This window comes from Photobacterium sp. CCB-ST2H9, from assembly GCF_023151555.2.
Classification (GTDB): domain Bacteria; phylum Pseudomonadota; class Gammaproteobacteria; order Enterobacterales; family Vibrionaceae; genus Photobacterium.
This window is the reverse complement of sequence record NZ_CP100425.1, coordinates 330455-343618: the sequence shown is the minus strand read 5'-3', so window position 1 is coordinate 343618 and position 13164 is coordinate 330455. Positions and strand designations below refer to the sequence as shown.

The 13164-nt window shown below is 48.1% G+C and carries 26 protein-coding genes; all 26 read right to left on the bottom strand.

The window, feature by feature from the left end; genetic code table 11:
• Positions 1-477: 477 nt before the first annotated feature.
• Complete coding sequence (rplQ, locus tag L4174_RS01590) at positions 478-864, bottom strand: 50S ribosomal protein L17 (RefSeq protein WP_027251964.1); 387 nt, start codon at positions 862-864, stop codon at positions 478-480.
• A gap of 33 nt (positions 865-897) precedes the next feature.
• Entirely contained in the window at positions 898-1887 is a 990-nt protein-coding gene (gene rpoA, locus L4174_RS01585) for a DNA-directed RNA polymerase subunit alpha (RefSeq protein WP_036751098.1), read from the bottom strand.
• Between the two features lie 23 nt (positions 1888-1910).
• On the bottom strand, positions 1911-2531 hold the full coding sequence (rpsD, locus tag L4174_RS01580) for a 30S ribosomal protein S4 (protein ID WP_036751101.1): 621 nt from the start codon (positions 2529-2531) through the stop codon (positions 1911-1913).
• Positions 2532-2563: 32 nt separating this feature from the next.
• Positions 2564-2953 carry a 30S ribosomal protein S11 gene (gene rpsK / locus L4174_RS01575; RefSeq protein ID WP_027251961.1) on the bottom strand — a complete coding sequence of 130 codons (390 nt, stop codon included), beginning with the start codon at positions 2951-2953 and terminating at the stop codon, positions 2564-2566.
• Positions 2954-2972: 19 nt separating this feature from the next.
• Positions 2973-3329: a 30S ribosomal protein S13 gene (gene rpsM, locus L4174_RS01570; protein WP_011078812.1), complete on the bottom strand. Its 357-nt coding sequence runs from the start codon at positions 3327-3329 to the stop codon at positions 2973-2975.
• Between the two features lie 144 nt (positions 3330-3473).
• Positions 3474-3587, bottom strand: coding sequence for a 50S ribosomal protein L36 (gene rpmJ, locus L4174_RS01565; RefSeq protein ID WP_000868186.1), 114 nt, complete (start codon positions 3585-3587; stop codon positions 3474-3476).
• A 29-nt stretch (positions 3588-3616) separates the two neighbouring features.
• Positions 3617-4948, bottom strand: coding sequence for a preprotein translocase subunit SecY (secY, locus tag L4174_RS01560; protein ID WP_036751106.1), 1332 nt, complete (start codon positions 4946-4948; stop codon positions 3617-3619).
• 22 nt (positions 4949-4970) lie between these two features.
• Positions 4971-5405, bottom strand: a complete 435-nt coding sequence (gene rplO, locus L4174_RS01555) for a 50S ribosomal protein L15 (protein ID WP_036751108.1) — start codon at positions 5403-5405, stop codon at positions 4971-4973.
• A gap of 5 nt (positions 5406-5410) precedes the next feature.
• A complete protein-coding gene (rpmD, locus tag L4174_RS01550) occupies positions 5411-5590 on the bottom strand; it encodes a 50S ribosomal protein L30 (protein WP_248144372.1) in 180 nt (59 codons plus the stop codon).
• Between the two features lie 5 nt (positions 5591-5595).
• Positions 5596-6093: a 30S ribosomal protein S5 gene (rpsE, locus tag L4174_RS01545; protein ID WP_036751114.1), complete on the bottom strand. Its 498-nt coding sequence runs from the start codon at positions 6091-6093 to the stop codon at positions 5596-5598.
• A 12-nt stretch (positions 6094-6105) separates the two neighbouring features.
• The gene (gene rplR, locus L4174_RS01540; protein ID WP_027251955.1) at positions 6106-6459 is read right to left on the bottom strand and encodes a 50S ribosomal protein L18; all 354 of its coding nucleotides are present in this window, start codon (positions 6457-6459) and stop codon (positions 6106-6108) included.
• A 9-nt stretch (positions 6460-6468) separates the two neighbouring features.
• The gene (gene rplF / locus L4174_RS01535) at positions 6469-7002 is read right to left on the bottom strand and encodes a 50S ribosomal protein L6 (protein WP_036751116.1); all 534 of its coding nucleotides are present in this window, start codon (positions 7000-7002) and stop codon (positions 6469-6471) included.
• Between the two features lie 13 nt (positions 7003-7015).
• A complete protein-coding gene (gene rpsH / locus L4174_RS01530; RefSeq protein ID WP_248144373.1) occupies positions 7016-7408 on the bottom strand; it encodes a 30S ribosomal protein S8 in 393 nt (130 codons plus the stop codon).
• Positions 7409-7443: 35 nt separating this feature from the next.
• The gene (gene rpsN / locus L4174_RS01525) at positions 7444-7749 is read right to left on the bottom strand and encodes a 30S ribosomal protein S14 (RefSeq protein ID WP_036751122.1); all 306 of its coding nucleotides are present in this window, start codon (positions 7747-7749) and stop codon (positions 7444-7446) included.
• 15 nt (positions 7750-7764) lie between these two features.
• On the bottom strand, positions 7765-8304 hold the full coding sequence (gene rplE, locus L4174_RS01520) for a 50S ribosomal protein L5 (protein WP_248144374.1): 540 nt from the start codon (positions 8302-8304) through the stop codon (positions 7765-7767).
• A 15-nt stretch (positions 8305-8319) separates the two neighbouring features.
• Positions 8320-8634: a 50S ribosomal protein L24 gene (rplX, locus tag L4174_RS01515; RefSeq protein WP_248144375.1), complete on the bottom strand. Its 315-nt coding sequence runs from the start codon at positions 8632-8634 to the stop codon at positions 8320-8322.
• 12 nt (positions 8635-8646) lie between these two features.
• Entirely contained in the window at positions 8647-9018 is a 372-nt protein-coding gene (gene rplN, locus L4174_RS01510; RefSeq protein ID WP_036751130.1) for a 50S ribosomal protein L14, read from the bottom strand.
• A 165-nt stretch (positions 9019-9183) separates the two neighbouring features.
• On the bottom strand, positions 9184-9438 hold the full coding sequence (gene rpsQ / locus L4174_RS01505) for a 30S ribosomal protein S17 (RefSeq protein ID WP_036751132.1): 255 nt from the start codon (positions 9436-9438) through the stop codon (positions 9184-9186).
• The gene (gene rpmC / locus L4174_RS01500) at positions 9438-9629 is read right to left on the bottom strand and encodes a 50S ribosomal protein L29 (protein ID WP_027251947.1); all 192 of its coding nucleotides are present in this window, start codon (positions 9627-9629) and stop codon (positions 9438-9440) included. Before rpmC ends, rpsQ begins: the two co-directional genes overlap by 1 nt.
• The gene (rplP, locus tag L4174_RS01495) at positions 9629-10039 is read right to left on the bottom strand and encodes a 50S ribosomal protein L16 (protein WP_027251946.1); all 411 of its coding nucleotides are present in this window, start codon (positions 10037-10039) and stop codon (positions 9629-9631) included. The genes rpmC and rplP overlap by 1 nt, the downstream gene beginning before the upstream one ends.
• 11 nt (positions 10040-10050) lie before the next feature.
• The gene (gene rpsC / locus L4174_RS01490) at positions 10051-10743 is read right to left on the bottom strand and encodes a 30S ribosomal protein S3 (RefSeq protein ID WP_036751135.1); all 693 of its coding nucleotides are present in this window, start codon (positions 10741-10743) and stop codon (positions 10051-10053) included.
• Between the two features lie 19 nt (positions 10744-10762).
• Positions 10763-11095, bottom strand: a complete 333-nt coding sequence (gene rplV, locus L4174_RS01485; protein ID WP_027251944.1) for a 50S ribosomal protein L22 — start codon at positions 11093-11095, stop codon at positions 10763-10765.
• A gap of 14 nt (positions 11096-11109) precedes the next feature.
• Positions 11110-11388 (bottom strand): 30S ribosomal protein S19, encoded by a 279-nt coding sequence (gene rpsS, locus L4174_RS01480; RefSeq protein WP_007469141.1) that lies wholly within the window; start codon positions 11386-11388, stop codon positions 11110-11112.
• Positions 11389-11408: 20 nt separating this feature from the next.
• Entirely contained in the window at positions 11409-12233 is an 825-nt protein-coding gene (gene rplB / locus L4174_RS01475) for a 50S ribosomal protein L2 (RefSeq protein WP_211646415.1), read from the bottom strand.
• A gap of 18 nt (positions 12234-12251) precedes the next feature.
• The gene (gene rplW / locus L4174_RS01470; RefSeq protein ID WP_036751141.1) at positions 12252-12554 is read right to left on the bottom strand and encodes a 50S ribosomal protein L23; all 303 of its coding nucleotides are present in this window, start codon (positions 12552-12554) and stop codon (positions 12252-12254) included.
• Complete coding sequence (rplD, locus tag L4174_RS01465) at positions 12551-13153, bottom strand: 50S ribosomal protein L4 (protein ID WP_036751143.1); 603 nt, start codon at positions 13151-13153, stop codon at positions 12551-12553. Before rplD ends, rplW begins: the two co-directional genes overlap by 4 nt.
• Between the last annotated feature and the right edge of the window lie 11 nt (positions 13154-13164).

Below are 13164 nucleotides of genomic sequence, written 5' to 3'. Positions count from 1 at the left end.
TTAATTTCTTGCCGCTTACCTTTCCGTACCGAACCGCTTTGCTGCCGTTCCTCCGTGTCGGTGAGGCGGCATTATAGAGAGTTCGAGCGTCCTGACAAGCAGAAAAACACAAAAAAATATCGAGCGCATGAAAAACAAACAAATATTAGATAAGTAGAATAAAGATAAAGCGCCGCTCCCTTTCTCTCAGAGAAGATCAAAGGAATTTCATTCTGTTTACACTTCCCGAAATTGTTCTTGAAGCGTCAATACAGCACCAGAACTGTCTAAAGGCAACACAATCTATAACTTCAATTAAAAAAACATGTGTCGACGAAGCCCATGCGCTTTTTCATTGAGAGAGCAAACTCAACAGATATATAAGGAGAGAAGAGAAGTACTGAAACCTTGTTTTTATCCCAAGTAAAGCAATTCTTAAATTTCAGATATAAAAAAGCCGGGTCATTCAACCCGGCTCTTTCTATAACGCGCTATTGCTTATTCAGCAGCAGCTTCTTCCTGTGCTTCAGGACGGTCTACCAGCTCAATGTAAGCCATAGGGGCTTTATCACCAGCACGGAAACCGCATTTCATGATGCGAGTGTAACCGCCTGGACGCTGAGCGAAACGTGGACCTAATTCGTTAAACAGTTTCGCAACGACTTCGTTATCACGAGTACGTGCGAATGCCAGACGACGGTTAGCTACACTGTCAGTCTTAGCTAGGGTAATCAAAGGCTCAATTACGCGACGCAGCTCTTTTGCCTTAGGCAGGGTAGTCTTGATAAGCTCGTGACGTACCAGAGAGCTAGCCATGTTGCTGAACATCGCTTTGCGATGACTGCTGTTGCGGTTGAGTTGACGACCACTCTTACGATGGCGCATGACCTAATCCTTCTAACTAGATATCAGTAACTATTAATCTTCAGCGATAGAGGCTGGCGGCCAGTTTTCCAGGCGCATGCCCAGAGACAGACCACGTGAAGCCAGCACGTCTTTGATTTCTGTCAAAGACTTCTTACCCAGGTTTGGCGTTTTCAGTAGCTCAACCTCGGTACGCTGAACAAGATCACCGATGTAGTGGATCGCTTCTGCTTTCAAACAGTTAGCAGAGCGAACAGTTAGTTCAAGATCGTCTACAGGACGCAGTAGGATCGGATCGAACTCCGGCTTCTCTTCTTTCTCTTCAGGAACTCGTACATCACGCAGATCTACGAATGCATCCAGTTGTTCAGCCAGAATAGTGGCTGCACGACGAATGGCTTCCTCAGGGTCAAGAGTACCATTGGTTTCCATATCGATAACCAGTTTATCAAGGTCAGTGCGCTGTTCAACACGCGCTGCTTCAACTGAGTAAGCGATACGGTCAACTGGGCTGAAAGTTGCATCAACTAACAGACGGCCAATTGGACGCTCATCTTCATCACTGTGAATACGAGCAGAAGCTGGTACATAGCCGCGACCACGTTCTACCTTGATGCGCATGCTGATGTCAGCATTGTCATCAGTCAAATGGCAGATCACGTGCTCTGGGTTCGCAATCTCAACATCACCATCATGGGTGATGTCACCTGCAACAACAGGGCCTGCACCAGATTTGCTGAGAGTCAGGATAACTTCGTCTTTTCCTTCAACCTTAACGGCCAGGCCTTTCAGGTTTAATAGGATTTCAAGAACGTCCTCCTGGACTCCCTCTTTGGTGCTGTACTCGTGTAACACACCGTCGATTTCTACTTCTGTCACTGCGCAACCAGGCATAGATGACAGAAGAATACGACGTAGAGCATTGCCCAGAGTGTGGCCAAAACCACGCTCCAGAGGCTCAAGAGTTACTTTTGCGTGCGTCGTGTTAACTTGTTCAATATCAACAAGACGCGGCTTAAGAAATTCTGTTACAGAACCCTGCATTGTGTCCTCTCTTAACTATAGCCTTACTTAGAGTAAAGCTCGACGATCAGGTGTTCGTTGATGTCGGCAGACAAATCAGAACGTTCTGGAAGACGCTTGAAGGTACCTTCCATTTTGTTGCTGTCTACTTCGACCCAAGTCGGCAGTTCACGCTGAGTAGCAACTTCAAGAGCTGCTTTGATGCGTGCTTGGTTCTTAGCTTTCTCACGAATGCTAACAACGTCGTTTGCAGCCACCTGGAAAGATGGGATGTTTACGACTTTGCCGTTAACCAGGATCGCTTTGTGGCTTACCAGCTGACGTGCTTCAGCGCGAGTTGCACCAAAACCCATACGGTAAACAACATTGTCCAGACGACCTTCCAGAAGTTGCAGCAGGTTTTCACCTGTGTTGCCTTTCAGGCGAGCAGCTTCTTTGTAGTAGTTACGGAATTGCTTTTCCAGTACGCCATAAGTACGACGAACTTTCTGCTTCTCACGAAGCTGAACGCCATAGTCAGACAGGCGGCCACGACGAGCACCATGTTGGCCCGGCGCGTTATCAATTTTACACTTGGTATCAATCGCGCGAACACCAGACTTGAGGAACAAGTCAGTGCCTTCACGACGGCTAAGCTTCAGCTTAGGACCCAAATATCTTGCCATGTTCTTTCTCCAATATTCCTAGAAACGAAACGTTATACGCGACGTTTCTTAGGTGGACGACAACCGTTATGAGGGATCGGAGTCGCATCAACAATGTTAGTGATACGGAAACCCGCTGCATTCAGAGCACGGATTGTTGACTCACGACCAGGACCTGGGCCCTTAACCATAACTTCCAGGTTCTTAACGCCATATTCTTTGGCCATTTCACCACAACGCTCAGCAGCAACCTGTGCAGCGAACGGAGTAGATTTACGAGAACCACGGAAACCAGAACCACCGGCAGTTGCCCAAGCCAGAGCATTACCTTGACGGTCAGTAATGGTAACGATTGTGTTGTTGAAAGAAGCGTGGATGTGCGCTACGCCATCAGCAACTTGCTTGCGTACGCGCTTACGAGCGCGAGTTGGTTGTTTTGCCATTGTACTCTACCTTATCCGATTATTTTTTGATCGGCTTGCGCGGACCCTTACGGGTACGAGCGTTGGTTTTAGTACGCTGTCCACGTAGTGGTAGACTGCGACGATGACGAAGACCACGGTAACAACCAAGATCCATTAGGCGCTTGATGTTCATGGAAACTTCACGACGTAGATCACCTTCTACAGTGTACTTAGCTACACCATCACGCAGTTGATCGATCTGCTCTTCAGTCAGTTCACTGATCTTAACATCTTCAGCAATACCCACATCAGCCAGAATGGCTTTTGAGCGAGTTTTGCCGATGCCGTAGATCGCAGTCAGTGCGATTACAGCATGCTTTTGATCAGGAATGTTAATGCCTGCAATACGGGCCACTATTCACTCCTAGTACTTATCAAGAATAACCGCTGTAAAGCCCGTTTAGGATACACAGCGGTGTTACAATTCTTTTGCACACACAAAAGATGGTTGGCTAATGTAGCCAACCTACCTTCAATTTGCAAGAAATATTTCTGCTGATTAGCCTTGGCGCTGCTTGTGCTTTGGCTCGCTGCAAATTACGCGCACAACACCGTTGCGCTTGATAACTTTACAGTTACGGCAGATTTTCTTAACGGAAGCACGAACTTTCATTGCTAAACTCCGTAAATGGATAACCAAACTTATCGGCCGTAGCCTTTAAGATTAGCCTTTTTCAAAACCGACTCATACTGTTGAGACATCAGGTGTGTCTGAACTTGAGCCATGAAGTCCATAATAACCACAACTACGATTAGTAGTGACGTACCGCCAAAGTAGAAGCGAACGTTCCAAGCAATCATCATGAACTCGGGGATCAGACAGATAAAGGTGATGTACAGTGCACCTGCCAATGTCAGGCGTGTCATTACTTTATCAATGTATTTCGCAGTCTGCTCGCCCGGACGAATACCAGGTATGAACGCACCGGATTTCTTCAAGTTATCTGCTGTTTCACGTGGGTTAAACACCAACGCCGTATAGAAGAAACAGAAGAAGATAATCGCAGTCGCATAAAGCATCACGTACAGTGGCTGACCTGGGCTCAGTGCCAGAGACACATCCGTCAGGAAACCAAAAGTACCTTCTCCGTTACCACCGAACCACTGAGCCAGTGTGCCAGGGAACAAAATGATACTAGATGCAAAAATTGCTGGAATCACGCCTGCCATGTTGATTTTCAACGGCAGATGAGTGCTCTGGCCTGCATAGACACGACGGCCTTGCTGGCGTTTAGCGTAGTTAACAACGATACGACGCTGACCACGCTCCATGAACACTACAAAGTAAATTACAGCAAAAGAAATAACTGCAATTGCCAGTAGAAGAAGTACGTGCAATTCACCTTGACGCGCTTGCTCTACGGTCTGTCCAATAGCCGGTGGCAATCCTGCAACGATACCTGTGAAAATAATCAGAGATATACCGTTACCAATGCCACGTTCTGTAATTTGCTCACCTAACCACATCAGGAACATGGTACCGGTGACCAAACTTACGACCGCAACAAAGTAGAAACCCAGACCCGGATTATGTACCAGACCAGGAATCATACTCGGTAACCCCGTCGCAATACCAATTGCTTGGAAGGTTGCCAACACAAGCGTGCCATAGCGAGTATACTGGCTGATCTTACGGCGACCAGACTCACCTTCTTTCTTCAACTCGGCTAAAGCCGGATGAACAACCGTTAGCAACTGGACAATAATTGAAGCCGAAATATACGGCATAATGCCCAGTGCCAAAATGGAAGCACGCTCAAGTGCACCACCAGAGAACATGTTAAATAGTTCAATGATGGTGCCCTTTTGCTGTTCGAACAGATCGGCTAGTACAGCAGCGTCAATACCAGGAATCGGCACAAAAGAGCCAGCTCGGAAAATTAAGATAGCTCCTATTACGAATAACAGGCGAGTCTTAAGCTCTGCTAGGCCACCTTTTGCGCTACTAAAATCTTGTCCTGGTTGTTTAGCCATCTGTACCTCATCCTCGAGTTAATTATTCCTCGATTTTACCGCCTGCAGCTTCGATTGCAGCTTTAGCGCCTTTAGTCACGCGTACGCCTTTCACTGTAACAGCGCGGCTGATCTCACCAGACAGAACAACTTTTACAGTTTCGATGTTCTTAGTGATCACGTTTGCAGCTTTCAGTGTTTCCAGGCTTACTACGTCACCTTCAACTTTCGCCAGTTCAGACAGACGAACTTCAGCTGTTACCAGGCTCTTGCGAGAAGTAAAACCGAATTTTGGTAGACGCTGTTTCAGAGGCATTTGACCGCCTTCGAAACCTGGGCGAACAGAACCACCTGAACGTGATTTCTGACCTTTGTGACCACGGCCACAAGTTTTACCCAGACCTGAACCGATACCACGGCCTACGCGCTTCGCAGAAGGCTTAGAACCCGCAGCCGGAGACAGAGTATTCAAACGCATTCTGATTACTCCTCTACTTTAACCATGTACTGAACTTGGTTGATCATACCACGTACACATGGTGTATCTTCCAGTTCAACAGTGTGGTTGATGCGACGTAGGCCCAAGCCACGCAGGGTAGCTTTATGTTTCGGCAGACGGCCGATTGAGCTACGAGTCTGAGTTACTTTGATTGTTTTAGCCATGTCGATTACTCCAGAATTTCTTTAACAGAAAGACCACGCTTAGCAGCGATCATTTCTGGAGAGTTCATACCACTCAAACCGTCAATAGTCGCGCGAACGATATTGATTGGGTTTGTAGAACCATATGCTTTTGCCAGAACGTTGTGAACGCCAGCAACTTCCAGCACTGCACGCATTGCACCACCGGCGATGATACCTGTACCTTCTGATGCAGGCTGCATGTACACTTTAGAACCAGTGTGGCGACCTTTAACAGCGTGGTGCAGAGTACCCTCGTTCAGGGCAACAGTAACCATGTTACGACGTGCTTTTTCCATTGCTTTCTGGATTGCAGCAGGCACTTCACGTGCTTTGCCGTAACCGAAACCAACGCGACCATTACCGTCGCCAACAACAGTCAGGGCAGTAAAGCTGAAAATACGACCACCTTTAACCGTCTTAGATACACGGTTAACAGCGATCAGCTTTTCTTGCAGATCTGATTGAGTTTTTTCGTTAGCCATCTTCCGCCTACCTTAGAATTTCAGACCAGCTTCACGGGCAGCTTCTGCCAGTGCAGCCACTCGGCCGTGGTATTGGAAACCGGAACGATCGAATGCAACGTTAGAGATGCCTTTTTCAATCGCGCGCTCAGCAATGATTTTACCCACTACTGCAGCAGCGTCTTTATTACCGGTGCTCTTCACTTGCTCACGGATCGCTTTTTCTACGGTAGAAGCGGCAGCGATAACCTCGGAGCCATTTGGTGCGATTACCTGAGCGTACACATGGCGTGGAGTACGGTGTACTACCAGGCGAGTTGCACCCAGTTCAGCAATCTTACGACGTGCTCTGGTCGCACGACGGATACGAGATGCTTTCTTATCCATAGTGTTACCTTACTTCTTCTTAGCTTCTTTAATACGCACGACTTCGTCGGCGTAACGAACACCTTTACCTTTGTAAGGCTCAGGGCTACGGTAAGCGCGAATGTCTGCAGCAACTTGGCCAACCAACTGCTTATCGGTACCAGTCAGTACGATTTCAGTTTGAGAAGGACACTCAGCTTTAATACCTGCAGGCAGTTCATGCTCAACTGGGTGTGAGAAGCCCAGAGTCAGGCTAACTGCGTTGCCTTTGATAGCAGCACGGTAACCTACACCCTTCAGGGTCAGCTTCTTAGTGAAGCCTTCAGTAACACCAACAACCATGTTGTTAACCAGCGCACGAGCTGTACCAGCTTGTGCCCAGGCATCGTTGAAGCCGTCGCGAGGACCGAACTTAATGGTGTTCTCTTCCTGGGTTAGTTCAACTGCTTCGTTGATTACACGAACCAGTTCACCCTTACCACCTTTAACAGTGATTTCCTGACCGTTGAGTTTAACTTCTACGCCGGCAGGAACAACTACAGGTGCTTTTGCAACACGTGACATTTTCCTACTCCTATTAAGCTACGTAGCAGATAATCTCACCACCAAGACCTGCTTTACGAGCAGCACGGTCAGTCATCAGACCCTTGGAAGTGGACACAACGGCAATACCCAGACCACCCATCACAGTTGGCAGCGCATCTTTCTTCTTATAGATACGCAGGCCAGGACGAGATACGCGCTGGATTTGCTCGATAACAGGTTTAGCTTCGAAGTACTTCAGAGTAACTTCGAGTTCAGGCTTAACTTCGCCAGAAACGGCGTAGTCAGCAACATAACCTTCTTCTTTCAGCAGAGCTGCGATTGCAACTTTCAGCTTAGAAGATGGCATTTTAACAGCAACTTTCTTCGCTGCCTGACCGTTACGAATGCGGGTCAGCATATCCGAAATCGGATCTTGCATGCTCATAAGTCAATACTCCGTGATTCTTAATTGGTAATGAATTACCAGCTAGCCTTACGCAGACCCGGAATCTCGCCTTTCATGCAAGCTTCACGAACCTTGATACGGCACAGACCAAACTTACGTAGGTAGCCGTGTGGGCGTCCAGTCTGGTTACAGCGGTTACGCTGACGAGATGGACTTGAATCACGTGGCAGAGACTGAAGCTTGAGCACTGCATTCCAGCGGTCTTCTTCAGACGCATTCACGTCGCTAATTAGAGCTTTAAGCGCAGCACGCTTTTCAGCGAACTTAGCTACCAGCTTGGCACGTTTTGCTTCGCGTGCCTTCATAGATTCTTTAGCCATTAGTAACCCTTACTTTTACTTACGGAATGGGAAGTTAAAAGCAGACAGCAGAGCACGAGCTTCTTCGTCAGAGTTTGCAGTAGTTGTGATAGTGATATCCAGACCACGTACACGATCTACTTTATCGAAATCGATTTCTGGGAAGATAATCTGCTCACGAACGCCCATGCTGTAGTTACCACGACCGTCGAATGATTTCGGGTTCAGACCACGAAAATCACGGATACGAGGAACAGCAATTGAGATCAGACGCTCGAAAAAGTCCCACATACGTTCGCCACGCAGGGTTACTTTACAGCCGATCGGGTAGCCCTCACGGATCTTAAAGCCAGCAACAGACTTACGAGCTTTGGTAATCAGCGGCTTTTGACCTGTAATTGCGGCCATATCAGCAGCTGCGTTTTCCAACAGCTTCTTGTCGTTCAAGGCTTCACCGACACCCATGTTCAGGGTAATCTTTTCGATCCTTGGGACTTGCATGATGCTCTTGTACTGGAACTTGTCAGCAAGTTCTTTTACAACAGTCTCTTTGTAGTAATCATGCAGTTTCGCCATAGTACTACTCCAAAATTACTTGATAGTTTCGCCATTAGATTTGAAGAAACGAACTTTTTTGCCGTCTTCAAATCGGAAGCCTACACGGTCTGCTTTACCAGTTGCCGCGTTGAAGATTGCAACGTTAGAAGCGTCAATTGCTGCTTCTTTTTCAACGATGCCACCCTGGATGCCCATAGCCGGAACAGGCTTCTGGTGCTTTTTAACCAGGTTGATGCCTTCAACAACGATTTTACCAGTTGTCAGGACCTTAGTTACTTTACCTTTCTTACCTTTATCTTTACCGGCAAGAACGATAACTTCGTCGTTACGACGGATTTTAGCTGCCATTTTCGTCACTCCTTACAGTACTTCTGGCGCTAGTGATACAATCTTCATGAATTTCGCAGAGCGAAGTTCACGAGTCACCGGGCCAAAGATACGAGTACCGATTGGTTGCTCACTGGTGTTGTTCAACAGCACGCAAGCATTACGGTCGAAGCGAATGACAGAGCCGTCTGGACGACGAACGCCTTTACGGGTGCGCACAACCACCGCTTTCAGTACATCACCTTTTTTCACTTTACCGCGAGGAATTGCTTCCTTAACAGTAACTTTGATGATGTCACCGATATGTGCATAGCGACGGTGAGAACCACCCAGAACCTTAATACACATTACGCTACGAGCGCCGGAGTTATCGGCTGCATCTAGCATACTTTGCATTTGGATCATGTTAGTGCTCCGCTTATCAAAAACATCTAGACCCATCTCGGGTCGAATTCGCCTTTTTTACAAGGGCGGCGAATAATAACACCATTTTTTGAGAATGGGTAGATAAAAAATAAACGGCCCCATTTTTAAGGGGGGCCGCTCAGTTATGTCATTGCAAAAGTTCGCTTAGATGCGCGCTTTCTCAACAACGCGTACCAGAGTCCAAGATTTGTTCTTAGACAGTGGACGGCACTCACGAATTTCAACTGTGTCGCCGATGCCACACTCGTTGTTTTCGTCGTGAACGTGCAGTTTAGTCGTACGCTTGATGAACTTACCATAGATTGGGTGCTTCACGAAACGCTCGATAGCAACCACAATAGACTTGTCCATCTTGTCGCTAACTACACGACCCTGCTGAGTACGAATTTTCTCGCTCATTATGCGCCAGCCTTCTCATTCAGAACGGTTTTAACACGTGCGATATCGCGACGTACTGCTTTCAGAGTGTGCGTCTGTTGCAGTTGACCAGTCGCAGCCTGCATACGCAGGTTGAACTGCTCACGCAGCAGGTTCACAAGCTCAGCATTCAGTTCTTCAACGCTTTTAGCGCGCAGATCTTGTGCATTCATCACATCACCGCCTTAGTTACGAAAGTGGTTTTAACAGGAAGCTTACGTGCGGCCAGTTTAAAGGCTTCGCGTGCAAGATCTTCTGAAACACCATCCATTTCATAAAGAACTTTACCTGGTTGGATTTGGGCTACCCAGTACTCAACGTTACCTTTACCCTTACCCTGACGAACTTCCAACGGCTTGCTTGTAATAGGCTTGTCCGGGAAGATACGAATCCAGATTTGGCCCTGACGTTTGATATGACGAGTCATAGCACGACGAGCAGCCTCGATCTGACGAGCAGTAATACGGCCACGGCCAACTGCTTTCAGACCGAAAGTACCGAAGCTTACGTCAGTACCGTTCGCCAGACCGCGGTTACGACCCTTATGAGTCTTGCGGAATTTAGTGCGTTTAGGTTGCAGCATCGATAAACTCCTTATTTACGGCCTTTGCGTTGCTTCTTAGGCTTGTTATCAGCCTTAGGCTCAGCAACTGGCATGCCACCCAGAACTTCGCCTTTGAAGATCCAAGTTTTGATACCAATTACACCGTATTGGGTGTGAGCCGAAGAAGTCGCGTAATCAATGTCAGCACGCAGAGTGTGCAGAGGCACACGTCCTTCACGGTACCACTCAGTACGTGCAATTTCAGCGCCGCCCAGACGGCCACTTACTTCAACTTTGATACCCTTGGCACCCAGACGCATTGCGTTCTGTACCGCACGCTTCATCGCGCGACGGAACATAACACGACGCTCCAGCTGAGAAGCGATGCTGTCACCAACAAGCTGTGCATCCAGCTCTGGCTTACGTACTTCAGCGATGTTGATCTGCGCTGGAACACCAGCGATCTTAGCAACGCGAGCGCGCAGTTTTTCTACGTCTTCGCCTTTCTTACCGATAACAACGCCTGGACGAGCAGTGTGAATAGTCACACGGATGCTCTTCGCCGGACGCTCGATAACGATGCGAGACAGAGACGCTTTTGCTAATTCCTTAGTCAGGAATTGACGTACCTTGAAGTCGCCGTCTAGGTTGTCAGCGAATTCGTTGCTGTTAGCATACCAAGTGGTATTCCAAGGCTTCACGATGCCAAGACGAATACCATTAGGATGTACTTTTTGACCCATTGCTTTGTCTCCTACTCTCTTAGCGATCCGCTACAACAACAGTGATGTGGCTAGAACGCTTCAAGATGCGATCGGCACGGCCTTTAGCACGAGGCATAATACGCTTCATGGTTGGGCCTTCATCAACGAAGATTTTCGCAACATTCAGATCATCGATGTCTGCGCCTTCGTTGTGCTCAGCATTAGCGATAGCAGATTCCAGAACCTTCTTAACCAGATCAGCAGCTTTCTTGTTGCTGAAAGTCAGAATTTCCAGTGCTTGTGCTACGGTTTTACCGCGCACTTGATCTGCAACCAAACGAGCTTTCTGCGGTGAGATGCGAGCAAAGCGATGTTTAGCGATAGCTTCCATTACCTATACTCCTCTTAGCGCTTCTTAGCTTTCTTATCTGCAGCGTGGCCGCGATAAGTACGTGTTGGTGCAAACTCGCCCAGCTTGTGACCGATCATTTCTTCAGAAACGAAAACTGGTACGTGCTGACGACCATTATGGACAGCGATGGTCAAACCGATCATCTGAGGGATGATCATTGAGCGACGGGACCAAGTCTTAACAGGCTTCTTGTCACCGCTTTCCACCGCTTTCTCTACCTTCTTCAGCAAGTGCAGGTCAATAAAAGGACCTTTCTTGAGAGAACGTGGCATGGCTTATCCTCTGATATAAATTACTTATTACGACGACGTACGATGTACTTGTCGGTACGTTTGTTCTTACGAGTTTTGTAACCCTTAGTCGGTACACCCCATGGCGTCACTGGGTGACGACCACCAGAAGTACGACCTTCACCACCACCGTGTGGGTGGTCGATTGGGTTCATTACAACACCACGTACGGTTGGACGAACACCGCGCCAACGTGAAGCACCGGCTTTACCCAGTTCACGCAGCATGTGCTCACCGTTACCAACCTCACCCAGAGTCGCACGACCTTCGGCAAGAACTTTACGCATTTCGCCAGAACGCAGACGAATAGTTACGTATGCGCCAGCACGAGCTACGATTTGTGCGTAAGTACCAGCTGAACGAGCCAGCTGAGCACCTTTACCAGGCTTCAGTTCAACACAGTGTACAGTTGAACCTACTGGGATGTTGCGCATTGGCAGGGTGTTACCTACCTTGATCGCAGCATCTGCGCCAGACTGGATAGTATCACCAGCTTGGATGCCTTTTGGTGCAATGATGTAACGACGCTCACCGTCTGCGTACAGAACCAGCGCGATGTTTGCGCTACGGTTTGGATCGTATTCCAGACGCTCAACTTTCGCTGGGATACCATCTTTATTACGCTTAAAGTCGATCAGACGGTAATGTTGTTTGTTACCACCACCGATGTGACGAACAGTGATACGACCGTTATTGTTACGACCACCAGTCTTAGAGTTTTTCTCCAGCAGTGGTGCGTACGGCTTACCCTTATGCAGGTCAGAGTTAACCACTTTAACTACGTGGCGACGACCTGGGGAAGTCGGCTTACATTTTACAATAGCCATTCTTCTTTGCTCCTAGCCTTACTCTGCACTACCAGCGAAGTCGATGTCTTGACCTTCTTTCAGGGTCACGTACGCTTTTTTCCAGTCGCTACGACGGCCTTGGCGCATACCTTGACGCTTAGTTTTACCTTTAGCAATCAGAGTATTTACAGACTTAACTTCAACTTCAAACAGTTTCTCAACTGCCGCTTTGATCTCACGCTTAGTTGCGGTCATCGCTACTTTGAAAACGATAGTGTTACCGTTCTCAGCAGCCATGGTCGCTTTTTCAGAGATGTGCGGAGCACGTAGAACTTTCAGGATACGCTCTTCGGTGATCATGCCAGCATCTCCTCAACTTGCTTAACTGCCGCAGCAGTCATCACTACTTTGTCGAATGCGATCAAGCTTACTGGGTCGATTGCAGCTGCATCACGTACGTCAACCTTGTACAGGTTACGTGCTGCCAGGAACAGATTCTCGTCCAGCTCGCCAGTGACGATCAGAACATCATTCAGTTCCAGCTCTTTCAGCTTGGCAACCAGCTCTTTAGTTTTTGGCGCTTCTACAGAGAAGTTATCAACAACGATCAGACGCTCTTGACGAACCAGCTCAGACAGAATGCACTTCATCGCACCGCGGTACATTTTCTTGTTAACTTTCTGGCTGTGGTCCTGAGGACGCGCAGCGAAAGTTACACCACCTGTACGCCACAGTGGGCTACGGATAGTACCGGCACGGGCACGACCAGTACCCTTTTGACGCCATGGCTTAGCACCGCCACCAGATACGTCAGAACGGGTCTTTTGTGCACGAGTACCTTGACGGGCACCTGCTGCGTAAGCAACAACTACTTGGTGTACCAGCGCTTCGTTGAACTCACGCCCAAAAGTAGCTTCGGAGACAGTTAGCGCATCAGCGCCTTTGACTACCAATTCCATTACTAACTCCT